This window comes from Glutamicibacter sp. St.4D3 (genome assembly GCF_059728615.1).
In genome coordinates this window covers 3,103,831-3,127,873 of record NZ_AP039380.1, presented here as the reverse complement: position 1 = coordinate 3,127,873, position 24,043 = coordinate 3,103,831, and the positions used below count along the sequence as shown (strand labels likewise).

The 24,043-nt window shown below is 63.8% G+C and carries 17 protein-coding genes; 14 read left to right on the top strand and 3 right to left on the bottom strand.

All coding sequences use genetic code 11. The features are described from left to right. The first annotated feature begins 205 nt into the window (after positions 1-205). Both AC6I21_RS14400 and AC6I21_RS14395 read left to right on the top strand, forming a co-directional pair. Positions 206-520, top strand: a complete 315-nt coding sequence (locus AC6I21_RS14400; protein WP_497762718.1) for a 4a-hydroxytetrahydrobiopterin dehydratase — start codon at positions 206-208, stop codon at positions 518-520. A gap of 132 nt (positions 521-652) precedes the next feature. Next, positions 653-2,029: an NAD-dependent succinate-semialdehyde dehydrogenase gene (locus AC6I21_RS14395; RefSeq protein ID WP_497762717.1), complete on the top strand. Its 1,377-nt coding sequence runs from the start codon at positions 653-655 to the stop codon at positions 2,027-2,029. A gap of 546 nt (positions 2,030-2,575) precedes the next feature. Here AC6I21_RS14395 and AC6I21_RS14390 read toward each other — a convergent pair. Then, entirely contained in the window at positions 2,576-3,907 is a 1,332-nt protein-coding gene (locus tag AC6I21_RS14390; RefSeq protein ID WP_138178463.1) for an MFS transporter, read from the bottom strand. Positions 3,908-4,610: 703 nt separating this feature from the next. Between AC6I21_RS14390 and AC6I21_RS14385 the strand changes: the two genes are divergently transcribed. From AC6I21_RS14385 to AC6I21_RS14370, 4 genes are all read left to right on the top strand, one after another. Further along, on the top strand, positions 4,611-5,543 hold the full coding sequence (locus tag AC6I21_RS14385) for a LysR family transcriptional regulator (RefSeq protein WP_497762716.1): 933 nt from the start codon (positions 4,611-4,613) through the stop codon (positions 5,541-5,543). 109 nt (positions 5,544-5,652) lie between these two features. Beyond that, positions 5,653-7,293, top strand: a complete 1,641-nt coding sequence (locus AC6I21_RS14380; protein ID WP_497762715.1) for an amidohydrolase — start codon at positions 5,653-5,655, stop codon at positions 7,291-7,293. Next, positions 7,280-8,998, top strand: coding sequence for a thiamine pyrophosphate-dependent enzyme (locus AC6I21_RS14375; RefSeq protein WP_497762714.1), 1,719 nt, complete (start codon positions 7,280-7,282; stop codon positions 8,996-8,998). Before AC6I21_RS14380 ends, AC6I21_RS14375 begins: the two co-directional genes overlap by 14 nt. 43 nt (positions 8,999-9,041) lie before the next feature. Further along, a complete protein-coding gene (locus AC6I21_RS14370; protein ID WP_497762713.1) occupies positions 9,042-10,418 on the top strand; it encodes an NAD-dependent succinate-semialdehyde dehydrogenase in 1,377 nt (458 codons plus the stop codon). A 109-nt stretch (positions 10,419-10,527) separates the two neighbouring features. Here the strand turns inward: AC6I21_RS14370 and AC6I21_RS14365 are convergent, their stop codons facing one another. Beyond that, the gene (locus AC6I21_RS14365) at positions 10,528-12,075 is read right to left on the bottom strand and encodes an alkaline phosphatase family protein (protein ID WP_497762712.1); all 1,548 of its coding nucleotides are present in this window, start codon (positions 12,073-12,075) and stop codon (positions 10,528-10,530) included. Between the two features lie 303 nt (positions 12,076-12,378). On the opposite strand from AC6I21_RS14365, the gene AC6I21_RS14360 reads away from it, so the two are divergent. The 5 genes from AC6I21_RS14360 to arcA all read left to right on the top strand — a co-directional run bounded on the left by AC6I21_RS14360 (position 12,379) and on the right by arcA (position 19,960). Then, the gene (locus tag AC6I21_RS14360; RefSeq protein WP_497762711.1) at positions 12,379-12,750 is read left to right on the top strand and encodes an SdpI family protein; all 372 of its coding nucleotides are present in this window, start codon (positions 12,379-12,381) and stop codon (positions 12,748-12,750) included. A gap of 231 nt (positions 12,751-12,981) precedes the next feature. Then, positions 12,982-14,715: an ABC transporter ATP-binding protein gene (locus tag AC6I21_RS14355; protein ID WP_497762710.1), complete on the top strand. Its 1,734-nt coding sequence runs from the start codon at positions 12,982-12,984 to the stop codon at positions 14,713-14,715. Then, positions 14,716-16,797, top strand: a complete 2,082-nt coding sequence (locus tag AC6I21_RS14350; protein WP_497762709.1) for an ABC transporter ATP-binding protein — start codon at positions 14,716-14,718, stop codon at positions 16,795-16,797. Between the two features lie 382 nt (positions 16,798-17,179). Next, entirely contained in the window at positions 17,180-18,628 is a 1,449-nt protein-coding gene (locus AC6I21_RS14345; protein ID WP_497762708.1) for a basic amino acid/polyamine antiporter, read from the top strand. Positions 18,629-18,712: 84 nt separating this feature from the next. Beyond that, on the top strand, positions 18,713-19,960 hold the full coding sequence (gene arcA, locus AC6I21_RS14340; RefSeq protein ID WP_497762707.1) for an arginine deiminase: 1,248 nt from the start codon (positions 18,713-18,715) through the stop codon (positions 19,958-19,960). Between the two features lie 125 nt (positions 19,961-20,085). On the opposite strand, the gene AC6I21_RS14335 is transcribed toward arcA, so the two are convergent. After that, positions 20,086-20,598 carry a MarR family winged helix-turn-helix transcriptional regulator gene (locus AC6I21_RS14335; protein ID WP_497762706.1) on the bottom strand — a complete coding sequence of 171 codons (513 nt, stop codon included), beginning with the start codon at positions 20,596-20,598 and terminating at the stop codon, positions 20,086-20,088. An 89-nt stretch (positions 20,599-20,687) separates the two neighbouring features. On the opposite strand from AC6I21_RS14335, the gene AC6I21_RS14330 reads away from it, so the two are divergent. The 3 genes from AC6I21_RS14330 to AC6I21_RS14320 all read left to right on the top strand — a co-directional run bounded on the left by AC6I21_RS14330 (position 20,688) and on the right by AC6I21_RS14320 (position 24,010). Continuing rightward, entirely contained in the window at positions 20,688-21,350 is a 663-nt protein-coding gene (locus AC6I21_RS14330; RefSeq protein WP_497762705.1) for an NADPH-dependent F420 reductase, read from the top strand. A gap of 39 nt (positions 21,351-21,389) precedes the next feature. Further along, positions 21,390-22,433, top strand: coding sequence for an LLM class flavin-dependent oxidoreductase (locus tag AC6I21_RS14325; protein ID WP_497762704.1), 1,044 nt, complete (start codon positions 21,390-21,392; stop codon positions 22,431-22,433). 245 nt (positions 22,434-22,678) lie between these two features. Next, the gene (locus AC6I21_RS14320; protein WP_497762703.1) at positions 22,679-24,010 is read left to right on the top strand and encodes an SH3 domain-containing protein; all 1,332 of its coding nucleotides are present in this window, start codon (positions 22,679-22,681) and stop codon (positions 24,008-24,010) included. Positions 24,011-24,043: the final 33 nt, after the last annotated feature.

The window sequence follows — 24,043 nt, the reverse complement described above, 5'->3', positions numbered from 1 at the left end:
TCTAGCGGGAAATTATTTTCATTCTAGTGATACGTCTCTCCATTTTCTAGGGCAAGTTAACGATGTTGCGTCCGCTTTCCCGGCTGCCCGCGTTCTTCCGGGTGCGGGTCTATTCCCCACACCGGGCGCATCCGGTGGCACACTGGAAGCATCTGACCGCCCGAACACCGTCCTGGCCTGATTCACTGTGAAGCCGAGGAGAGCCATGTCCCCTGACGAAGTGCTGAACACCGAGGAGCTGGAGCGCAACCTGCAGCGCTTGCTCGGCTGGAGCTATGAAGCGGGCACGTTGCGGACCCGGGTTGCCTGTGCCAGCGCGCAGCAGGCGATTGACCTGTTTGCCGAAATCGCCGAACTGGCGCAGCAGGCCGAGCACCACCCCGACGTGGACTGGCGTTATGACAAGCTGCTGATCGCCTTGACCTCCCATGATGTGGGTGGGAAGATCACCGCCCGGGATGTGGCCCTGGCCCAGCAGATCAGCCATGCGGTGCTGGCCGCGCAGGCGGATCTCGGCTAGGGCGTTCGCCCTGCGCTAAGGCGCGTCATTCTGGGCTTTTGCCGCTGTTTTCCCGACGTGATCCGTGAAATGGTGGGGATATATCCGCGTCCCGTGGTGGCCTTGCGGATTCCCCAACGTTGAAGGAGCAGCATGTCGACCTATGCAGTGACCAACCCCGCTACCGGAGTCGTAGAGGCAACCTACCCCACCGCCAGCGACGCCGAGATTCAGCAGGCCATTGGCGCGGCCCACCAGGGCTTCACCACCTGGTCCACCTCCAAGATCTCCGAGCGCGTCGCGCTGCTGGAGCGGGTGGCCGACATCTACGAGGAACGCGCGGAGGAACTGGCCGCGATCATCACCCGCGAGATGGGCAAGCCGGTGCGCCAGGCCCAGGGCGAAATCAGCATTGTCGCCTCCATCTACCGCTACTACGCCAAGAACGGTCCGAAGTTCCTGCAGGACGAGGAGCTTGAGGTCGCCAGCGGCGGCAAGGCGCTGGTGCGCAAGGAAGCGGTCGGTGTGCTGTTGGGCATCATGCCGTGGAACTTCCCCTACTACCAGGTGGCCCGCTTCGCGGCGCCGAACCTGATGAACGGCAACACCATCCTGCTCAAGCACGCCCCGCAGTGCCCGGAATCGGCGCTGGCCATGGAGCAGATCTTCAAGGACGCCGGCGCCCCGGAAGGCGCCTACGTGAACATCTTCGCCACCAATGACCAGGTGGCCGACATCATCGCCGACCGCCGGATCCAGGGGGTTTCGCTGACCGGTTCGGAGCGCGCCGGTGCCGCGGTGGCCGAGATCGCCGGGCGCAACCTGAAGAAGGTGGTGCTGGAACTGGGTGGTTCGGATCCGTTCCTGGTGATGGAGGATGCGGACGTGGCCCGCAGCGCCAAGCTGGGCATGCGCGCCCGCTTCGGCAACACCGGCCAGGCCTGCAATGCCGCCAAGCGCTTCATTGTGGACTCCTCGGTGTACGACGAGTTCTCCAAGGCGCTGGTGGAGCTGGTGTCCGGCATCAAGATGGGTGATCCGAGCGAGGCGGAGAACTTCGTCGGGCCCCTGTCCTCGGCCGCGGCCCGCGACGGGCTGGCCGCCCAGGTGAAGGACGCTGTGGACAAGGGCGCAACGGTGCTGGCTGGCGGCAAGCCGGTGGACGGGGAGGGCGCCTACTTTGAGCCGACCGTGCTGGCCGGGGTCACCGAGGACATGCGTGCCTTCAGCGAGGAATTGTTCGGCCCGGTCGCCGTGCTGTACAAGGTGGACGGTGAGGAGGAGGCCGTGAAGCTGGCCAACAACACCGACTACGGGCTGGGTGCCTCGATCCACACCCAGGACGCCGAGCGGGCCGACCGCATTGCCCGCCAGCTGGAAACTGGCATGGTGGCCATCAACGAGCCCTCTGGCACTGCTGCTGAGCTGCCTTTCGGTGGTGTGAAGCGCTCGGGCATCGGTCGCGAGTTGGGCAAGTACGGCATGGATGAGTTCGTCAACCACAAGCTGGTGAAGATTTCCGGACGCTAGTCCACACCCTCGGTAGCAGGCCGGGGGCAGGTGAGGGTGGCGCACGGTTCTCGTGCGCCACCCTTGGTGGTTAAGCCACTGGCAGTGGGGCTTTGGTGCCGGGCCGCTTACTTCTTCAACGACACCTGGTCCGCAGTCCAGAACGCGGAGTTCGTTCCGGTGTACCGGAAGGAAACCTGGGCTGTGGAGCTAGGCCGGTCATGGCGAGATTGACGACATACTCGAAATTATCGGCTTCAAATGTGTACGGGGTTGCCAGATCCAGCACGTTTCTCAGGAATTTGCATGCGGCCGGGACTGGACCAGGTATAGACATGGCTGCTGCGCGCGACTGGGCAGCCAGGGTAGTTCCACTCGTTCTAACCAGCAGGGCCGGAATGACGTGGCCGTCAAGGAACACGAGGGGTGTTCCGGTTGTTTTCACGTCACAGTTTTGTACACTCTTCGCTACCCAAGAAAAGGTCTCCTGAGCAGATGCTTTAATCTGTTCAGGAGACCTTTTGGTTCCTCTGAGATTCAGGACTTACTCACTTAGGGCCAGAAACGCTACTTCTGAAGGACCGCGGCTGCATCGGCGGCAAAGACATCACGTGCACGCATTTTGCGATGTAGTCCCCAAACTCCTGCCATTGTTACTAAGGCGATAATCCCGTAGAAAGCCGCAACTCCCCATGGACCGAAGGAGCCAAGTATTGCCTGCGCGAGTAGCGGGGTAGACCCGCCGATCAGGGAGGCACATAGGCCGTTCGCTAGGGCAACGCCGGTAAAGCGAACGTTGACAGGGAAGGCTTGAGACAGGAAAGACGAGAGCATCGCGTAGTATGCCGTGCCGCCTAGAATCGAGACCCCCAGTACGAAACCGATGATCAGCGCGTTAGCGCTCATTATGGCCAGGAAGAGCGGAACGATGATTAGCAGGTTCAACACGAGCCCCCAGAGCATGACGGGCACCCCGCCGATGCGTTCGGCGATTTTCGCTGCTATGGGCTGCCAGAGGAACTGCAGAACCGACATGATCAGCAAGATATTCAGAATTACCTGTCGATCCATGCCCATGCCCCCGGCATCGACAGCTGTTGTCGTCCAAGACAGCAGGAACGTGTTGTTGAAAAATGCGATCGCGATACCAAGCACCGAAGCTGCCACGCCCAGCCACACGTATCCGGGAGCCTTCTTGAATACCTCGATAACTGGTACCTTGACCACCTCGTGCTGGGCGCGCGAGGCCGTGAAGTCTGCAGACTCTTCGACTTTCGAACGAATGATCAGCCCTACGATGACCAGCAGGGCGGAGAAGAGGAACGGAACACGCCACCCCCAGGACAGGAAGGCCGCGTCATCGAGCATGCCCACCAGCAGAAACATCACCGTAGCCATGATGGAGCCAGCGGGTGAACCTTGCTGAACCCAGGCCCCTGCCATGCCGCGCTTTTTTTCAGAAGCAGATTCGGTAGCCATCAAAGTGGCTCCGGCCCACTCGCCACCCACAGCAAGTCCCTGCATTGCGCGCAGGATTACCAGGGCAATTGGGGCCACGACGCCGATGCTGGCATAACCTGGCAGCAGGCCAATCAGGGTGGTGGCACCACCCATCAGGAACAGTGTGGCAACTAGAACGTTCTTTCGTCCAAAACGGTCTCCCAGATGCCCAAAGAGCACGCCTCCTAGAGGGCGAGCCAGGAAACCCACCCAAAAAGTGGCGAAAGAAGCCATGATGCCGGCTCCCGCTGCGATATCCGGGTAGAACACTTTTCCAAAGACTAGGGCCGCGGCCGTTCCGAAAATGAAGAAGTCATACCATTCAATGGCGGTGCCTACGAAGGCGCCGGCTGTGGCACGGGTTTGCCGCTGCTGCGGCGTGAGGGTGCGAGTTTTCATCTGCGTCTTCCTTATGAGGCGTGCGGTCCGAGATCCGTGATCCGCACCATAGTCGTACGTCACTTTCAGTATCCCGTCGCAAACTACATCCCGTCCAAGACCTCTTAGGCCGCGAATACATGCTTTTTTGTTATGCTCAGCAGTTCTCCACAGAGCGACTGTGCCTGCGAAATCCGCTGTGTCTGTGGGGCTAGTTGTATCCTTGCCCTTGAAGTGATCAGGGCGAAACCGTAGGTTGGGAAGCGGTAGCAGGAACAGGCGGAACGGAGCGTGAGGAGACCGATGCCCGCACTGTTGCACGCGTCCTGCTTATCTGTCTTGGAAAGTCTGAAGAAGTCAGCTCGATCAAGCTCGTGACGTTCCAGGTGTGTTGATACCTTCACCGGGGCTTTGGGCGGGTCGGGGGCGTCGTCCACGAAGTGCGTGATGCCCCTTGGATGTTTCCCACCCAAGGGCCGTTACGGTCCCAAGCGAGGACAGCAAAAAGAAGGGGACAGAACTGAGTGCAGCTGCCCCGAGTAGAAATGTTGCAACTCTTGAACATCTCGTTGCAGGAGGACCCGTTAGAGGAACTGCGACGCGTCGTGCTTTTGGTGGAGAGGGCCGAACCGCCTGCTCCAAAGCGGCGCAGGCCAGACCCTGGGAGGGTATCAATTTGAAGCTGTAACCCGAGCTATTGCCGGGGGCTTGCTATGGTAGGGCCGTGAACTATCGCCGCTTGCAGTATTTCCTGAGCACCGTCGACTATGGGACAGTTACCGCAGCCGCCGAAGAACTGCACATTGCCCAACCGGCACTCAGTCGCCAACTCAAAACCCTTGAGCAGGAACTGCAGTTGAAGCTCTTTGAATCGCGGGGCAACCGGCTGGTGCTCACCTCCAGTGGCCGCGCCTTCGTCCCCTTGGCCCGAAAATTGCTCTTGCAAACCAGGGATCTGCAAGAAGCGGTAGCAGTGCTGCGTACCGGGGACGTTGCCAAGTTCGCTTGTGGCTCCACCTCGGCTTCGATCCGCGGTTTCTTGGCACCTTTCATCGCCTCGCTTTCCCCGCGAGACCCGATGATCGTGGTGCGCGAAGTCAGCCACTTCGACTTGGAACAGGCTCTACTGCACGATCTGGATTTCGTGGTTACTCCGCAAGTCCCCAGTGGAGATTTAGCTTCAGAGTCCCTAGGGGTTGTGGCTCTCAAGGCCTCTTGCCCGCCAAGTCACCCATGGGTGTCCGACGGGCGTGTAGAAGTGGATCTTCGGGAGCTGTGCTCGGAGCACCTGATTCTGCCCACGCGCAATAGCGTGAGTCGCCACGTGCTCGATGACGCGCTCAATCGACATGGTGTGCATTTGGCGCAATATACCGAATGCGAGGACGGGTTGGCCATTAGTGCATTAGTGGCCTCCGGCAGAGGAGTGGGAGTCGGTACCGAGCTGCCCTCGTTTGGTAACCGTCGGGTGGCCATCATCGAAAGCAGGGAAGTGCAGCCCTCAGTTCGGCCTACTCTCAACCTGCACCTCGCCTGGCATCGGGGGCACTATGCCGAAGAACGAATCCGCGATATTGCGCGGCGGATGCGGCCGTGGGTTGAGCGCGGTCAACTGGATGCAGGTACAGCACCCGCTTTGGACATGCGAGGAGAATAACTTCTCATGCCATAAAGTTATCGAATAAAGAACTTATATGTATTAGACAGCATACTGGGCTTTTCGGATACTTGAGCTAGATCACTTAGTTCCTAGTTCAGGAGGCCGCATGTTCGACGTGCTTTACACCAACGGGATCATCCACACCCAAGATCCCCAACGTCCGCTTGCTCAAGCGCTAGGAATTCACCACGGGCGAGTCATTAGTCTCGACCATGAACTCGAGCCCAGGCACTTCGCAAAAGTCGTGGATCTCGGTGGGGCAGCGGTGGTCCCCGGCTTTAACGATGCCCACCTTCACCTCACCTTCATTGGGGACGCGCTGACTCAAGTGGACTTGCGCCCGGAGAGTGTAAAGACCATGGAGGAGTTGCTCGCTGCAGTAGATGCTGCGGCCAGCACGGCTAAGCCCGGTGCGTGGGTCATCGGCACAGGCTATGACCAGAACTTCCTCGGCGATGAACACCCCACCGCACGGGCCCTGGACTCTGTTAGCCACGGACATCCGGTCTTTCTCTGGCACGTGTCGCGGCACATGGCTGTAGCGAACACCCGCGCCTTTGAGCTTTCCGGCTATCCAGAGCGCCGTAACGTACCAGTGCCGGACGGCGGAGCGGTGCCCTGCGACGCGCGTGGCCTCGCAGAGGGCCTATTGCAGGAAACCGCGCGGAGTATTGTGCTGGACCATATCCCGGTTAAGTCCATCCAGGACGTCGCTGATCTGGTTGCGGCGGGTTCGCGTGAGATGCTCAAGTTGGGCGTCACCTCAATCACCGAACCGGGAATCGGTGCGCCGGATCACATCGGGCAGAGCTCAGTGGATCTAGCCGGCTATCAAATGGCCCGCGAGCGCGGTCAACTTGGCGTGCGCGCCACTCTGATGCCCTACCTGACCACCCTGCACCCGCTGGACACGGAGTCGTTTAAGGGTCACCAGCGCTACGGGCTCGACCTGGGCATGCGCAGCGGCATGGGCGACGAAGTGCTGCGCATCGGCCCGACTAAAGTCCTCTCCGACGGTTCGCTCATCGGCCGCAGCGCCTTCATGTGCTGCGACTACGCCACGGATGAGGGAAACCGAGGCCTGTTGCAGTTTTCGCAGGAAACACTACGAGAAAAGCTGATCGGAGCACATTTAGCGGGCTGGCAGTTAGCGGTACACGCTATAGGCGACGCCGCCTTGGATGTAGTCATGGACGTCATCGCCCAGGCGCAGGAACTCGCCCCCCGTCCTAATGCGCGCCACCGGATCGAGCATGCGTCCGTGGCCTCAGATGCGCAAATTCAGCGCATGGTTCAGTTAGGACTCATTCCGGTCCCACAGGGCCGCTTCATCCACGAACTAGGTGACGGGGTTGCCGTAGCTATGGGAGCCGAACGACAACCGCTTGCCTACCGGGTGAAGTCCTTCTTGGACGCAGGCCTCGTCATTCCCGGGTCGACCGATGCTCCCGTGGTCAGTGCGGATCCACTCTTGAACATTGCCTCTCTGGTAGAGCGCACGACGTTGGCGGGCGCGCCCTTTACCGATGGCGAGAAGCTCACAGTGGCTCAAGCGGTGCACGCTTACACCGTGGGCAGCGCCCACGCGGTCCACGAAGAGAGCTACAAGGGCAAATTGGTTCCCGGCCATCTGGCCGACTTCGTGGTGCTTTCCCAGGACATTTACGACATCCCCACCGAAGACATAGCTAATACCCGAGTCGAGGCCACGGTAGTGGCAGGAGAACTTGTATATGGAAACCTCTAGCATCATTCCGACCCAACTCGCCTCGTCGGCAGACACCTCGCGGCGCAGTTCGCACGTGGCCCGCCCAACACACGCCGGAGCGGCAATCGTCGAATCCCTTGCGCGTCACGGTGTCAAACGCGTCTTCACGGTTCCAGGAGAGTCTTACCTGGCTGTGCTGGACGGTCTGCACGACGCGAATATCGACAACATAGTAGTGCGCCACGAAGGAGGCGCCGCTTACATGGCCGAGGCTCACGGCAAGTTCACCGGACAGCCCGGGGTCGCCATGGTGACCCGTGGACCCGGTGCGGCCAACGCGTACGTGGCCGTTCACTCCGCTTGGCAGGATGGGACTCCCATGGTGCTGTTCGTGGGTTTGATTCCGGTAGCCGACCGGATGCGCGAGTCGTTCCAGGAATTTGACCCCTATGCCTGGTTCGGCAGTCAGGCCAAGCGCGTTTTCGTTATTGATGAAGCCGAGCGGGCTTCCGAGATCGTGGCCGAGGCCTTTTTCGCGGCAGCGTCAGGTCGTCCGGGCCCGGTGATCGTGGGTCTTCCCGAGGACGTGGTCGCCCATGAGTTCGCCGGTGAATTGCACCAGCCGCTTACCGTGGCCGAGGGCGCTGTCTCAACCGGGGAACTCAAGGAGCTGGCAAGCGCCCTATCCAACGCTCAGAAACCGTTGCTGTTTGTCGGTGGCCAGCGCTGGAGCGCGAAGGCTGCCGCAGGGGTGACGGCTTTTGCGGAGGCAAACAACATTCCGGTGGTACATGATTGGCACGCTGCGGATCGGGTGCCGTTCAATTCCCCAGTGAACATGGGCGAGCTGGGGTACGGGCGCACCGATAAGGCGGCCCAGATGTTCGAAGAAGCTGATGTGTTGGTCGCAATTGGGGCGGTACCCTCCGATGTACCCACCGATGGATTCACCCTGCGTCAGAACCGGCGGGCAGTAAACTATCTTGTAAACATTGACACCTCATTGCGTGGGCGCTCTGGGGCGATAACCCGTCACATTTTGGCCACTCCCGGTGTCTTTGCCGAAGCGCTAGAAGAATTGCGTCTGGAGCGGGAAACTCAATGGGAGCCTTGGCGAGCTGCCGGGCGCGAAGCGCGAGAAGCATACACGAAGCTGCCACAGCGCGAGGAGCTGTCGCCAACCCGCGAGGGTACCGCTCACATGAGCGCGGTGATTGCTGAGCTGGTTCAGCGTCTTCCCGAAGATGTAGTGACTACCATGGGGGCAGGCAACCACTGTGCGTGGCCCATGAGGTACGTGCCAACCAATATTTTCCCGTCCCAGTTAGGTACCCGCAATGGATCCATGGGTTACTCTATTCCTGCGGCGGTAGCTGCCTCCCTGGAGGCTCCGGAGCGCTTGGTGCTGGCGATTTGCGGTGACGGCGAGTTCTTAATGAACGGGCAGGAACTGGCCAGTGCTACCCAACACGGTGCTGCGTTGCTGACTGTAGTAATGGACAACGGACAGTTCGGAACTATTCGCGCACACCAAGAGGGCCACTTCCCGGGCCGCGTTTCGGGAACCCAGTTGCAGAACCCGGACTTTGCGGCGTTGGCTCGCGCTTATGGGGGGCACGGCGAAACTGTGACCAGCGATGCTCAGGCCGCCGAAGCAGTGCAGCGTGCTCTGGATGTGGTGCTCAAAGAACATCGCCCGGCCCTTCTACACGTCATTGTGGATCAGGGCATCTTGTTTCCATAGACCCCACATTACCGGCAAGACGCCATTTTCGAGGAGGAATCCCATGAGCATGTATGCAGTGACCAATCCCGCTACCGGAGTCGTAGAGGCAACCTACCCCACCGCCAGCGACGCCGAGATTCAGCAGGCCATTGGCGCGGCCCACCAGGGCTTCACCACCTGGTCCACCTCCAAGATCTCCGAGCGCGTCGCGCTGCTGGAGCGGGTGGCCGACATCTACGAGGAACGCGCGGAGGAACTGGCCGCGATCATCACCCGCGAGATGGGCAAGCCGGTGCGCCAGGCCCAGGGCGAAATCAGCATTGTCGCCTCCATCTACCGCTACTACGCCAAGAACGGTCCGAAGTTCCTGCAGGACGAGGAGCTTGAGGTCGCCAGCGGCGGCAAGGCGCTGGTGCGCAAGGAAGCGGTCGGTGTGCTGTTGGGCATCATGCCGTGGAACTTCCCCTACTACCAGGTGGCCCGCTTCGCGGCGCCGAACCTGATGAACGGCAACACCATCCTGCTCAAGCACGCCCCGCAGTGCCCGGAATCGGCGCTGGCCATGGAGCAGATCTTCAAGGACGCCGGCGCCCCGGAAGGCGCCTACGTGAACATCTTCGCCACCAATGACCAGGTGGCCGACATCATCGCCGACCGCCGGATCCAGGGGGTTTCGCTGACCGGTTCGGAGCGCGCCGGTGCCGCGGTGGCCGAGATCGCCGGGCGCAACCTGAAGAAGGTCGTGCTGGAACTGGGCGGTTCGGATCCGTTCCTGGTGATGGAGGACGCGGACGTGGCCCGCAGCGCCAAGCTGGGCATGCGCGCCCGCTTCGGCAACACCGGCCAGGCCTGCAACGCCGCCAAGCGCTTCATCGTGGACTCCTCGGTGTACGACGAGTTCTCCAAGGCGCTGGTGGAGCTGGTGTCCGGCATCAAGATGGGTGATCCGAGCGAGGCGGAGAACTTCGTCGGGCCCCTGTCCTCGGCCGCGGCCCGCGACGGGCTGGCCGCCCAGGTGAAGGACGCTGTGGACAAGGGCGCAACGGTGCTGGCTGGCGGCAAGCCGGTGGACGGGGAGGGCGCCTACTTTGAGCCGACCGTGCTGGCCGGGGTCACCCAGGACATGCGTGCCTTCAGCGAGGAATTGTTCGGCCCGGTCGCCGTGCTGTACAAGGTGGACGGTGAGGAGGAGGCCGTGAAGCTGGCCAACAACACCGACTACGGGCTGGGTGCCTCCATCCACACCCAGGACGCCGAGCGGGCTGACCGCATTGCCCGCCAGCTGGAAACTGGCATGGTGGCCATCAACGAGCCCTCTGGCACTGCTGCTGAGCTGCCTTTCGGTGGTGTGAAGCGCTCGGGCATCGGTCGCGAGTTGGGCAAGTACGGCATGGATGAGTTCGTCAATCACAAGCTGGTGAAGATTTCCGGACGCTAGTCCACACCCCCTCGCCGTCAGGCCGGGGACAGGTGAGGGTGGCGCACGATTCTCGTGCGCCACCCTTGGTGGTTAAGCCACCGGCCGTGCGGCTTTGGTGCCGGGCCGCCTACTTCTTCAACGACACCTGGTCCACGGTCCAGAACGCGGAGTTCGTTCCGGTGTACCGGAAGGAAACCTGGGCGCGCTTGGCTTTCCTGGGCACGTCGATGGAGAGCTTCTCCACCCCGTTGAAGTCCTTTTCATAGGACTTCACCAGTACCGGTTCACCATTGTCGAAGCTGATGAACACTTCTGCGCTCTGCGGACCGTCCACCTTGTAGTTCGAGGCAAAGCTCAAGGTTGCCTGCTTGCCGCCCTTGACCTTGTAGCTGGGGCTGATCAGGGTCGAATCGAACTGCCCCTCGGCGTGGGATTTGTCATCCCACTCATCGGAGTCCGCCACCGCGAAGACGTTGCGGTTGTGCACGCTGGTCTCCCGGCCCTGGTTCAGCTCGGCATTGGTCCAGAACTCGTCGGTGGTGAAGGACCAGCCGCGCCATTCACGCACCCCGCCCTTGGGCATGTCCTTGTTCTCAATGCTCCAGCCGCTGGGTGCGGTGTGGGTCCAGCCCTTGGTCTTCGCACCGAGCTTCGACTCGTCCTTCGCCTTCTTCAGGTGCGGACGCAGGGAGTCAAAGTCATCGGGCTTGATGGATTGGATGGCCTGCCCGTCCAGGGCCCAATCGTCCTCGATGCGTACGCCCTGGTGCCTTAGGACGGTGGGGGCGATGTCGGTGAGCTTCACATCATGCCGCGTGCTGCCCGGGGCGTACTTCTTGCCGTTGGCAATCACGAAGGTGGCCCGTTCGCGGATGCTGCTGCCGCCGTGCCCGCCACCGGGGGTGTGGCCGTGGTCCGAGGTGACGATGACCAGCCAGTCCTCCTTGTGCCGGGTGCTGCGCTCATCGATGGCCTGCAGCATGTCCCCGATCTGCTGATCCGCCTTCGCGTGGGCACGGGTGTAGGAGATCGAGTCGCTGCCGTTGCTGTGCCCAGCCCCGTCGATCTCGTCCAGGTGCACAAAGGTGCTGTCCGGGTTCCCGTTCTTCAGGTAGTTGACCACCGTGGAGGTGGTGCCGGCGTCATTGCCTCCGGCGAGCAGCAGGTCCGCACCCTGGGCGAAGACCTGCTGGGGGGTCGGTCCCCAGGTGCCCACCACCAGGGTGGAGCTTTGGGCCCGGGCCGCCTCCAGGCGGGTGAGGTAATCGGGGTATTGATCGTAGTTGGGGTTGGAGAAGGAGTTGTCCGGCACCTGGTGCTTGTCCGGCCATACGCCGGTGGCAATGGTGGACCAGCCGGCCCCGGAGACGGTGGGCGCCATGGGGTTGGCGTAGAGGTTGGAGTTGGCGACCATGCCCTCGGCCTTCAGCTTGGCCAGGTTCGGGGTGTTGCGCTTGTTGATCTGCGCCATCGAGGCGCCATCCAGCCCAATCACCAGGGTCTTCTTCTTGTGCACGCCCGAGGGCAGCCCCTCATGGGCCGCAGTGGACTTCTTGGCCGCCAGCTGGGGTTGCGGGGCCGAGGCCGGTTCGGCGGCGACCGCGCTCGGAGCAATTACGGCCAGCGCCAGCGCGGAAGCGGCCACGGATGCGCGGATGCGCGAGGATGAATTCACGGGTGTTCTCCATGGTCAGAGTTCAAAGGATGATCCGCCCGGAACTGGCCGGGCCATGACCATGGTGGCCCGCCGGCAGGCGTCAGACAATGAAAAACCGGGCCTGTTCGGACAAGTTCTGCCGGAGTTCACCTGTTGTCCATGCTGGTTGCCGGGCGGTCACGCGGCGTTTGCCAAAACCCCTAGTGAACCCCCTGCAGCTTGTGCGTACAGGGAAGACCGGGCGCGGGAGCGCCGGGGTTCTGCGGTAGCGTGGAGGCAGCCGCGGCAAACCGTGGCAGAGGCGGCAAGGGAAGCAGGGGTATGGGCTGGGTTGAGGTGATCCCGTTCCTGGCGGGACTGGGAATCATCACGTTGACCGCCCAGCTACTGGTTGGATCCATGCGCAGCGGCAGCCTGCGGCGCAACGCCGCGGTGGGCCTTCGCACCAGCGCTACGCTGGCCTCGGACGAGGCATGGCTGACGGGTCACGCCGCCGCGGTCCCGCAGATGGCCCGCGCGGCCCGTAGTGGATGGCTGCTGCTGGCGGCTTCCGTGCTGGGTGCGGCGCTCTTTCGGCCCCCTGTTGGCTTCGCGGTGGCCGGGGCGGGCTACCTGCTGGTGATCGGTTGGCTGTTGGCCGCCGCCGTCACCGGCCATCGCGCCGCCAAGGCGGTCGCGGACGCGCGGCCCTGAGCCGGTTATTGCGCGTCGATTCGCGGATTCCTGCCAACTTCAGCCCTGGCGGGTAGTCCTGCGCGGTGGGGAACGTGTCGAACGCCATAAGTGATTGGCACAATTCAATCAAAAGGATGACTCCAAAGCCCAACGGGGACTACTAGACTGGCTTTCGCCCTCAAATCCCTGCGCCGAAAAACCGGTTCGCGCCCAGCGGTTTCGGGGCTGACGCTAGCGAGGACAAACCACATGCTTCTGAAGCTCATCCTAAAACACTCCAAACCCTATGCCGGGTGGATCGTTGCGGTCTTCATCCTGCAACTGGCCACCACCATGGCCACGCTGTTCCTGCCCAGCCTGAACGCCAAGATCATTGACGTGGGTGTGGTCAACACCGATATTGACTACATCTGGCGCACCGGCGGGATCATGCTGGTCGTTGCCTTCGTGCAGGTGATCACCGCGATCGGCGCCGTCTACTTCGGCGCCAAGACCGCCATGAGCCTGGGCCGGGATATCCGCCAGGCCGTGTTCGAGCAGGTCTCCACGTTCTCCGCGCAGGACGTGAACAAGTTCGGGGCTGCCACCTTGATTACCCGCGGCACCAACGACGTGCAGCAGGTGCAGATGCTCACCCTGATGCTGCTGAACTTCATGATCACCGCCCCGATCATGTCCATTGGCGGGGTCATCATGGCCATCCGCGAGGACCCGGGCCTGTCCTGGCTGGTCTGGGTGTCGGTGCCGGTGGTGCTGATTGTGGTGGGCATCCTGGTCATCAAGCTGATGCCGCTCTTCCGCCAGATGCAGGTGCGCATTGACGGGATCAACGGGGTGCTGCGTGAGCAGATCACCGGCATCCGCGTGGTGCGCGCGTTCGTGCGCGAACAGCACGAGACCGAGCGCTACGCGGACGCGAACCAGAAGCTGACCGACCTGGGCGTCAAGGTCGGCAACCTGTTCGTGCTCATGTTCCCTGCGATCTCGATGATCCTGCACTTGTCCACCGCCGCCGTGCTGTGGTTCGGCGGGCACCGGGTGGACGCCGGGCAGGTGGAGGTCGGGGCATTGACCGCATTCCTGCAGTACCTGCTGCAGATCCTGATGGCGGTCATGATGGGCACCTTCATGGCCATGATGGTCCCGCGCGCCATGGTCTCCGCGGACCGCATCGGCGAGGTGCTGGACACCAAGCCGAGCATGACCGAGGCCGAGGACCGCGAGGTGCACCTGCCCACCCCGGGGACCGTGGAGTTCCGCAACGTCAGCTTCGGCTACCCGGGTGCCGAGGCCCCGGTGCTGAACAACATTTCCTTTACCGCCCAGCCGGGCAAGGTCACCGCGATCATCGGGTCCACCGGTTCGGGCAAGACCACCTTGCTGAACCTGATCCCGCGGCTCTACGACGTGACCCGTGGGCAGATCCTGATCGGCGGGGTGCCGGTGGATGAACTGGGCCGGGATGCGATCTCGCGCAACATCTCCGCCGTCCCCCAGCGCCCCTACCTGTTCTCCGGCACCATCGCCAGCAACCTGCGCTTCGGTTCGCAGAGGGCCAGCGACGCTGAGCTGTGGCAGGCGTTGGACATTGCCCAGGCGGCGGACTTCGTCGCCGAACGCGATGGGCAGCTGGACTCAAAGATCTCCCAGGGCGGTACCAACGTCTCCGGCGGGCAGCGCCAGCGCCTGTGCATCGCCCGGGCCCTGGCCGCCAAGCCGCGCACCTACCTGTTCGATGACTCGTTCTCGGCACTGGACGTGGCCACCGACGCGAAGCTGCGCGCCGCCCTGGCCGAGCCGACGAAGGACGCCGCAGTGATCATCGTGGCCCAGCGCGTCTCCACGATCACCCGGGCCGACCAGATCCTGGTGCTGGACCACGGGGAAATCGTGGCCCGCGGCACCCATGAGGAGCTGCTGGAAAGCTCGGAAACCTATCAGGAAATCGTTTCGTCCCAGCACAGTGCGGAGGAGGTGGCCTAGATGGCGGATCAGAAGAAGAACTCCTCGGCCCCCGAGGTGGATGCGAGCCTGGAAGAGGTCGACGAATTCGCGGCCGCGGCCAGCAGCGACACCTGGGACGAGGCCCCGGTACGCAAGGCCCAGCACTTCTGGCCCTCGGCCAAGCGCCTGGTCGGACTGCTCGCCCCGTACAAGCTGGGGATGAGCATCGTCTTCGCGATGATCGGCATCTACGTGGTCCTCTCGGTCACCGCCCCGCGGGTGCTGGGACGGGCCATGGACGTGATCTTCGCCGGGCTGATCGGCAAGAACATCCCGGCCGGGACCCCGGCCGACGTGCTGATCCAGCAGCTGCGCGACAGCGGCGATGACACCCAGGCCGACATGCTCTCCCGGGTGGACTTCGTGCCCGGGCAGGGCATCGACTTCACCCAGCTCTCCCGCTTCATCCTGATCGTGCTGTCGATGTACTTCATCGCCTCGATCTTCATGTGGCTTTCGGGCTGGCTGCTGAACCGCCTGGTGATGAAGGTGGTGTACCGGCTGCGCAAGGACGTTGAGGACAAGATCAACGCACTGCCGCTGAACTACTTCGACACCCGCCAGCGCGGGGACATCCTCTCCCGGGTGACCAACGACGTGGACAACATCCAAAACGCGCTGCAGCAGGCGCTGAGCCAGCTGGTGCAGTCCGCGCTGAGCGTGCTGGGCATTGTGATCATGATGTTCGTGGTCTCCTGGCAGCTGGCGCTGATCGCGCTGGTGGCGCTGCCGCTGTCCGCGGTGGCCGCCGGCATCATCGGCACCCGGGCGCAGAAGCTGTTCACCGCCCAGTGGAAGAACACCGGTGCGCTGAACGGGCAGATCGAGGAATCCTTCTCCGGCCACGAGCTGATGAAGGTCTTCGGGCGCGAGGACGACATGGTGGAGCGCTTCACCCAGCGCAACGACGAACTGTACAAGGCCAGCTTCGGGGCCCAGTTCGTCTCGGGCATGATCATGCCGGTGATGAACTTCGTCTCCTACCTCTCCTATGTGGGCATCGCCGTGGTCGGCGGGCTGCGCGTGGCCTCCGGGTCGATGAGCCTGGGGGATGCGACCGCGTTCATCCAGTACTCGCGCGAGTTCACCCAGCCGCTGGGGCAGATGGCCGGGCTGGCCAACATGCTGCAGTCCGGTGTGGCCTCCGCCGAACGCACCTTCGAGCTGCTGGACGCCGAGGAGCAGGAGGCGGAGGATGCCCGCACCCAGCTGCCGGCCCGCACCGACGGGCACGTCTCCTTCCAGGACGTGAGCTTCTCCTACACCCCGGACCAGCCGCTGATCGAGAACCTGTCCTTTGACGCGGATCCCGGGCACACGGTGGCGATCGTGGGGCCGACCGGGGCGGGCAAGACCACCCTGGTGAACCTGGTGATGCGCTTCTACGAGCTGAACTCCGGGCGGATCCTGGTGGACAACGTGGACATCACCCACCTGTCCCGCGCGGATCTGCGCTCCAAGGTGGGCATGGTGCTGCAGGATGCCTGGCTGTTCGGTGGGACCATCATGGAAAACATCCGCTACGGCCGGCTGGACGCCACCGATGACGAGGTCATCGAGGCGGCGAAGGCCACCTTCGTGGACCGTTTCGTCCGCGCCCTGCCCGAGGGCTATGACACTGTCATCGACGAGGAGGGCACCAACGTCTCGGCCGGTGAGAAGCAGCTGATCACCATTGCCCGCGCGTTCGTGGCCAACCCCTCGCTGCTGATCCTGGATGAGGCGACCAGCTCGGTGGACACCCGCACCGAGCTGCTGGTGCAGCAGGCCATGGCGGCGCTGCGCACCGACCGCACCAGCTTCGTGATTGCCCACCGCCTGTCCACCATCCGCGACGCGGACACCATCCTGGTGATGGAGGCCGGACGGATCGTGGAGCAGGGCAGCCACGAAGAGCTGCTGGCCGCCGAGGGCGCCTACTACCGGCTGTACCAGTCCCAGTTCTCCGGTCCGGCCGAGGACGTGGACGCCAACCCGGACACCGCCGCCGTGCCGGTGACCGGCGCCCCGGCCGCCGCCGGTTCCCCCACCCCGGGGGAGCAGGCCGAGACCGGACGGTAGTCCTGCCCGCAGGGCCGCGACGGCGGGAAGCGCCCCTTCCCGCCATCGCGGCCCTGACGCATTTAAGGGGCCAACCCCGCGCAGTGATGTTGCCCATGCCGCGGTGGCAACCCCGTGCTGCCCGGGGTGGAACGGGCCCGGCAGAACGGGCGAATGCCGGTGTCCGTGCGGAAATCCAGCTTCCTGGCAGCGCGCCGGGAGCGTTGACAGGCCGCTTTGGATAGTTGGATACTGACAGCGGATCGCCGACCACTTGGCTGTTTTCCAACGTCGTTGCGTCGTCCGGAGCGTGCGGCCCGAATCGGGGCCCGGGCATCGGGTACCACGATGAGTGGCCGGATGCATGTTCGCAGTGGCACGCCGAGGGAAAGATGAACCAAGCATGGCAGCTGAGACCGGGGAAGCGACACAGGGCCACGTAGCAAAACTCAGCATGCTCACCCTCACCGGCGTGGTCGTCGGTTCCATGGTGGGCGCCGGGGTCTTCTCACTGCCGGGCAGGTTCGCCAGCGAAACCGGGATCTTCGGCGCGGTCATCGCCTGGATCATCGCCGGGGCCGGCATGCTCATGCTCGCCTTCGTCTTCCAGATGCTGGCCAACCGCGAGCCCGAACTGGACGCCGGGGTGTACGCCTATGCGAAGGCCGGGTTCGGGGAATACCTCGGATTCTTCGCCGCCTTCGGGTACTGGGCCAGCGCCTGCGCGGGCAACACCTTCTACTGGGTGTTCATCATGTCCACCCTCTCCGGGCTGGGGGTGGCCGGGCTGGGTTCCGGAGCCACCCTGCTGGCGGTGGGGCTGTCCTCGATCGGGTTGTGGGTCTTCTTCCTGCTGATCCGCCGGGGCGTGCAAAGCGCGGCCCTGGTCAACCAGATTGTCACCATCGCCAAACTGGTGCCGATCATCATCTTTATCCTGATCTGCCTGTTCGTGCTGGATCCGGAGGCGTTGCGGCAGAACTGGTACGGCGCGGACTACGCCGGATCACTCTTTGAGCAGGTCCGCTCCACGATGCTGGTCACCGTCTTTGTCTTCTTGGGCGTGGAGGGCGCGAGCGTGTATTCGCGCCACGCCCGGCGCCGGACGGACGTGGGACGGGCCACCATCCTGGGGTTCCTGTCCGTGTTCGCGATCTTTGCCTCGGTCACCATCGTCTCCTACGGGGTGATGCCGATGGAGCAGATCAGCCAGCTGGAGCAGCCCTCCATGGCCGGGATCCTGGAATACGCGGTCGGCCCGTGGGGCCGCTGGTTTGTGAGCATTGGGCTGATCATCTCGGTGCTGGGCGCCTACCTGGCCTGGTCGCTGATGGCCGCCGAGGTGCTCAGCGTCGCCGCGAACGAACGGGACATGCCCTGCTTCCTGGGCAAGCTGAACCGCACCGACGTGCCGGTGAACGCGGTGCTGCTGACCTCCGTGCTGGTACAGGGCATGCTGGTCATCCTGTTGTTCGCCGAGGACGCGCTGGACCTGGCACTGGATTTGACCAGCTCCCTGACGCTGATCCCGTTCCTGCTCGCCGCGCTGTACGCGGTGAAGGTGGCCCACGCGGCCCGGCACGGGCAGGGGGAGCGCCGGGCCTCCGGGCGGGACCTTCTCACCTCGGTGCTGGCGGTGGCCTACACCGCCTTCCTGGTCTTCGCCGCCGGCTGGCACTTCTTGCTGCTCTCCTTCATCATCTACGCCCCGGCCACCATCCTGTTCGTCATGGCCCGCCGGGAGCAGGGACGCAAGGCCTTCGAAGGCCGCGAACCGGTGATCTTTGCCCTCTCCCTGCTCGGCGCCCTGCTGGGCGTCGTGGCCCTGGGCGCGGGGTGGATCCACCTCTAGGGCGCCAGCGGCTGAACTGCACAACGAGAAAACACCAGGGTCGGGCGGCTGTCCGATTCGCAAGGAACGGAAGGAACACGGACCATGAGCGAAACCACGGGCAAGGGTGTGCATTCGGAGGTCGGGCAGCTGCGCAAGGTGCTGGTGTGCGCGCCGGGGCTGGCCCACCGCAGGCTGACCCCGTCGAACTGTGATGACCTGCTGTTTGACGACGTGATGTGGGTGGAAAGCGCCCAGCGCGACCACGCCGACTTCGTCTCCAACCTGCGCGGCAACGGGGTGGAGGTGCTGGAGCTGCAGGAGGTGCTCACCCAGACCATGGCCCAGGCCGAAGCCCGGCAGTGGCTGCTGGAACGCAAGGTGGTGCCCAACGTGGTGGGTGGCGGGCTGGTCGAGGGCACCCGGGCCTACCTGGATTCGCTGGACGAGCGGCGCCTGTCCGAGCTGCTGCTGGGCGGCATGGCCACCAGCGACCTGCCCGAGGACTACCGCACCGATTACGTGAACCTGGCCCGCGAATCCCGCGGCATCTATGAGTACCTGATGCCGCCGCTGCCCAACACCCTCTATACCCGGGACACCACCTGCTGGATCTACGGGGGAGTGACCCTGAACCCGCTGTACTGGGATGCCCGCCGGGATGAGACCCTGCTGATGAAGGCGATCTACAAGTTCCATCCCGAATTCCGGGATTCGACGATCTGGTGGGGGGATCCCGAACAGGAGTGGGGCCAGGTGACCGTGGAAGGCGGGGATGTGATGCCGGTGGGCAACGGGGTGGTGCTGATCGGCATGAGCGAGCGCACCTCCCGCCACGGCATTACCCAGCTGGCCTCCTCACTGTTCCGCCAGGGGGTGGCTGAGCACGTGATCGTGGCCGGGATGCCGAAGCTGCGTGCGGCGATGCACCTGGATACCGTGTTCACCTTCGTGGACCATGACGTGGTGACCCTGTATCCCAAGATCATGGACGAGGTGCACACCTTCTCGCTGCGTCCCTCCGATCAGGATCCGGGGGTCACGGTCATTGACCACGGCACCAAGAGCTTCACCGACGTGGTCGCCCAGGCGTTGAACCTGCCCAAGCTGCGGGTGGTGGCCACCGCCGGGAACAACTATGACTCCGAACGCCAGCAGTGGGACAGCGGCAACAACGCCGTGGCCCTGCGCCCCGGCGTGGTGTACACCTATGACCGCAACACCCAAACCAATGATGCGCTGCGTGCCGCCGGCATCGAGGTGCTGCCGATTGTCGGCGCCGAGCTGGGCCGCGGCCGCGGCGGCGGGCACTGCATGACCTGCCCCATTGAGCGGGACGCCGTGCAGTACTAGCACGCACCTGCCCACAGGTGTCCCGCAGTTGACGAGGCGGCGCATTGGCGTGCAAAGACCCCGGGAACGGATGGTCGGCTTGCTGGCCGACCGCCGGTTCCCGGGGTCTTTTGGGTTTTGGGCTCCTAGCGCAGCTGTTCCACGGCATCGCAGGGGTTGGTGCCCGGCTGCAGGTTGCGCACCGTCAGGGAGAGCTTGGCCAGCAGCTCCTGCAGCTGGCGGCTTTCACTCTCATCGAGCTGGGCGAGCAGTTCCTGCTCCGCCTGCGCGACCTTGCCCTCGAGCCGCTTCAGGGTTTCCAGCCCCTGCGCGGTGGCGATAATCTTGCGCGCCCGCCGGTCGGAGGGGGCGGGGATGCGTTCGACCAGGTTTGCCTGCACGAGGTCGTCAATGAGGTAGGTCAGCACGGTGCGGTCAATTCCCAGGTGCCCACCGAGCGCCTGCTGGTTGGCCGGGTCATGGTGCACCACGGTGGACAGCAGCTGGAAGCCGCGCACCCCGCAGGGGATCCCGGCGACCGCCTCGGCGAACCGTGACTGATGCCCGCGCAGGATCATGCCCAGATGCCAGGCCAGGTCCCCGGGATTGGGGGTGCTGGCGGCGGCTGGGGCGGTGACGGTGTCCGGTGCGGTGTTCATGTCATCCATTCTATCGGAATATATGCGCTTGCATAGATGTTCTGTAATCAATATAGTCTGTACTACAACATATTTGAAGGGTGTGTCAGATGGATTCAGTTCAGCAGCGCGACCAGAAGACCGTGGGGATTCTGGGTGCCGGCCGCGTCGGCACCGCCGTGGCCCGCCTGGCCCTAGACGCCGGCTACCGGGTCAAGATCGCGACCTCCAAGCCCGCCAGCGAGATCAGTCTGATCGTGGACATCGTCACCCCGGGCGCCGAGGCCGTCAACGCCAGCGACCTGGCCGACGCGGAAATGATCGTGGTCGCCGTGCCCCTGCACAAGTACCGCACCGTGGACCCGGCCCTGCTGCAGGGCAAGACCGTCATTGACGTCATGAACTACTGGTCGGGCACCGACGGTGAGATCGCCGAATTCGAGGACCCCACCCAGTCCTCCAGCGAGGTCATCGCCCAGCACCTGGCCGGGGCCAACCTGGTGAAGTCCTTCAACCACGTCGGCTACCACGACATGGAGCCGGAAGCCGGGGGAGCCGGGGACGGCGAGGCCCGCGCCCTGGCCCTGGCCGGGGATGACCCCCGGGCCGTCCAGGAGGTCGCCGAGTTCATCAGCAGCGTCGGCTTCGCCCCGGTGATCGCCGGGGACCTGCGCTCCGGGCGGCTGTTCGAACCCGGAACGCCGATCTTCAACGGGCGCTTCACCGCGGCGGAAATGGAAGAGCAGCTCAACGCTGCCCGCGTCTCCCGCTAACCACATCACCGCTACCCACCAAGACAAGGAACCCACGACATGGAACTCGGCGCCTACAGCTTCGGCGACACCCAGCGCAACGCTGACGATTCACTGCGCAGCACCTCGGAAGCCATCACCAACCTGTTCGAGGCCATCAAGCTGGCCGACCGCCGCGGGCTGGACTACTTCGGGGTGGGGGAGCACCACACCACCAGCATGCCGGCCTCCTCGCCCGGAGCCATCATCGCGGCGGCCGCCGCAGCCACCGAGCAGATCAAGCTCGGCAGCGCGGCGAGCATCATCAGCACCGATGACCCGGTGCGGATCTACCAGCAGTTTGCCACCGCTGACATCATCTCCGGCGGCGGCCGTGTGGAGATCACCGCGGGCCGCGGCTCCTCGGTGGAAACCTTCCCGCTGTTCGGCTACGACCTGGAGGAGTATGACGAGCTCTACGCCAACAAGCTGGATCTGCTGATGACCATCAATGATTCGCAGGCCCCGGAGGTCACCTGGTCCGGGAACAAGCGCCCGGCCCTGAACGACCTGGCCGTAGTGCCGCGTCCGGCCCAAGGCAAGCTGCCGATCTGGCTGGCGACCGGCGGCAACGCGAGCTCCTCGGCCCGCGCCGGCCAGCTGGGCCTGCCGGTGTCCTACGCCATCATCGGCGGGGCACCGCACCGCTTCGCCCCGTTGGCGGACCTGTACCGCAAGGCCGGTGCCGCCTCCGGGCACGCACCGGAAACCCTGAAGGTCTCCGTGGCGGCCATGGGCCTGATCGCCCCGACCAAGAAGGAGGCGTTGGAGCGCTTCTACCCGGGCTGGTACAACCTGAACCTGGAAATGGGGCGCCTGCGCGGCTGGCCGGCACCGGACAAGCGGGCCTACGACATCCAGGCCGAGGCACCGGGCGCCTACTACGTCGGTGACCCGGACGAAGTGGCCGAACGCATCGTGCACCTGCACGGCTACCTGGGCCACATGCGGCACTTCCTGCAGATGGACGTCGGCGGCATCCCACAGGAGCAGCTTCTCGAATCCATCGAGCTGCTGGCCAGCGAGGTGAAGCCCCGCGTCCAGCGGCTGCTGGAAAAGAAGTAGTCGCGGGTTAGCGGCGGAACAAAGGGGCGCGAACACCACCAGGGTGTTTGCGCCCCTTTGCACTGCCCGGAGTCTGCCAGGGGGGGCGTGCGGGAAACGGGCGCAGACTCTGAAATGACTGGATGCAATTCACCTTTTGGGACAGGGGACACTACTGTTCAAACAGAACATGTTCCCCGCGGGCGCTGCCTTCGCCTGCGCACCATGTTGCCTTATCATCCTCGTGTCCACGAAAGGCCCACCCCATGCCTGTTCCCCGTACGCGCGTACTGCGCGCCCTGAGCGCCGGCGCCCTGGCGGTTGCCCTTGCCGGCGGCGCCACCGCCGCCACCGCGGCGGCCGGCTTCACCGCCCCGGCCTCCGATGTTCCGGCGCTCTCCACACCGCAACTGGCTGCCGCCCCGGCCGCGGCCAAGAAGGTCGTCACCAAGGTCACGACCACCGCCAACCTGAACCTGCGCGCCGGTTCAAGCACCAAGCACAAGGTGATCCGAACCATTCCCAAGGGCAAGACGGTCAACGTTTCGGCAACCGCCTCAAACGGCTGGTACAAGGTCAGCTATGCGGGCAAGACCGGCTGGATCTCGAACAAGTACACCAAGGTCGCAGCGAGCACCGCGCCCAAGCAGCCGGTCCCCAAGGGCACCAGCACGGTGAAACTGTGGGTGACGGCGAGCGCGAACGTGAATATCCGCAAGGGCAGCAGCACCGGGCACGCCTCCGTGGGTACCCTGCCGAAGAACAGTGTCGCCAAGGCGACCGAACGGGCCGCAAACGGCTGGTACAAGATCAGCTACAAGAACAAGACCGGCTGGGTGTCGAACAAGTACGTCAAGACCTGCTCCAAGGGATGCCAGGTCGATACCGGCGACTACACCACCAACCGGGCCGGGCTGAGCGACCGGTATTTCACCAAGGCCAACGGCAGCGACCTCTATGCCGCCGTCGGCGGGACCCGGAGGGTGGGGGATATTCCAAAGAACTCCATCGTCTACCGGGACCTGAAGTGGGAGAAGGAAGGCGGGCAGGTGGCCGGCTGGTACTTCGTGCGCACCCAGGGGCTGAACGGCTGGATGAAGGCCAGCGACCTGAAGCGCAGCAGCAATGCGGGCACCACCAATTCGAAGGGATACACCCGCGCCCAGGTGCTCAAGCAGCCCAACGGCAAGGTTTCCAGCTCCATGCTGGCCGCAGTGCCGTGGGACAAGGAGAAAACCCTCATCGCCGCACCGGCCGTGAAGGACCTGACCCGGCTGAACACCGCCTTCAAGAAGCAGTTTGGGAAGAACCTGGACATCGACCTGGCCTACCGGACGCTGGATACCCAGAGATACCTCTATGCCGAGCTGGGTTCCTACATTGCGGCGAAGCCCGGAACCTCAAACCACGGCTGGGGCCTGGCCATTGACGTGCCCGAAACCTACGACTACTCCTTCCGCGGCAAGTACTACAAGTGGCTGAAAGCCAACTCCCACAAGTACAACTGGACCCACCGCAAGAACCTGGAGGAGTACCGGTCGGATGGTTCCAAGAACCCCTACGCCGAAGCCTGGCACTTCGAATACATGGGGAAGTAGGCCGGCAGCCGCAGGCCGTGGGTTACAGAGGCG

What these genes read in the sequence shown, in the direction of transcription:
- AC6I21_RS14380 (WP_497762715.1), top strand. Translation starts at nt 5,653, where the DNA reads ATGTTCGACGTGCTTTACACCAACGGGATCATCCACACCCAAGATCCC.
- arcA (WP_497762707.1), top strand. Translation starts at nt 18,713, where the DNA reads ATGAGCGAAACCACGGGCAAGGGTGTGCATTCGGAGGTCGGGCAGCTG.
- AC6I21_RS14395 (WP_497762717.1), top strand. Translation starts at nt 653, where the DNA reads ATGTCGACCTATGCAGTGACCAACCCCGCTACCGGAGTCGTAGAGGCA.
- AC6I21_RS14355 (WP_497762710.1), top strand. Translation starts at nt 12,982, where the DNA reads ATGCTTCTGAAGCTCATCCTAAAACACTCCAAACCCTATGCCGGGTGG.
- AC6I21_RS14375 (WP_497762714.1), top strand. Translation starts at nt 7,280, where the DNA reads ATGGAAACCTCTAGCATCATTCCGACCCAACTCGCCTCGTCGGCAGAC.
- AC6I21_RS14320 (WP_497762703.1), top strand. Translation starts at nt 22,679, where the DNA reads ATGCCTGTTCCCCGTACGCGCGTACTGCGCGCCCTGAGCGCCGGCGCC.
- AC6I21_RS14370 (WP_497762713.1), top strand. Translation starts at nt 9,042, where the DNA reads ATGAGCATGTATGCAGTGACCAATCCCGCTACCGGAGTCGTAGAGGCA.
- AC6I21_RS14335 (WP_497762706.1), bottom strand. Translation starts at nt 20,598, where the DNA reads ATGAACACCGCACCGGACACCGTCACCGCCCCAGCCGCCGCCAGCACC.
- AC6I21_RS14360 (WP_497762711.1), top strand. Translation starts at nt 12,379, where the DNA reads ATGGGCTGGGTTGAGGTGATCCCGTTCCTGGCGGGACTGGGAATCATC.
- AC6I21_RS14330 (WP_497762705.1), top strand. Translation starts at nt 20,688, where the DNA reads ATGGATTCAGTTCAGCAGCGCGACCAGAAGACCGTGGGGATTCTGGGT.
- AC6I21_RS14350 (WP_497762709.1), top strand. Translation starts at nt 14,716, where the DNA reads ATGGCGGATCAGAAGAAGAACTCCTCGGCCCCCGAGGTGGATGCGAGC.
- AC6I21_RS14400 (WP_497762718.1), top strand. Translation starts at nt 206, where the DNA reads ATGTCCCCTGACGAAGTGCTGAACACCGAGGAGCTGGAGCGCAACCTG.
- AC6I21_RS14325 (WP_497762704.1), top strand. Translation starts at nt 21,390, where the DNA reads ATGGAACTCGGCGCCTACAGCTTCGGCGACACCCAGCGCAACGCTGAC.
- AC6I21_RS14390 (WP_138178463.1), bottom strand. Translation starts at nt 3,907, where the DNA reads ATGAAAACTCGCACCCTCACGCCGCAGCAGCGGCAAACCCGTGCCACA.
- AC6I21_RS14345 (WP_497762708.1), top strand. Translation starts at nt 17,180, where the DNA reads ATGGCAGCTGAGACCGGGGAAGCGACACAGGGCCACGTAGCAAAACTC.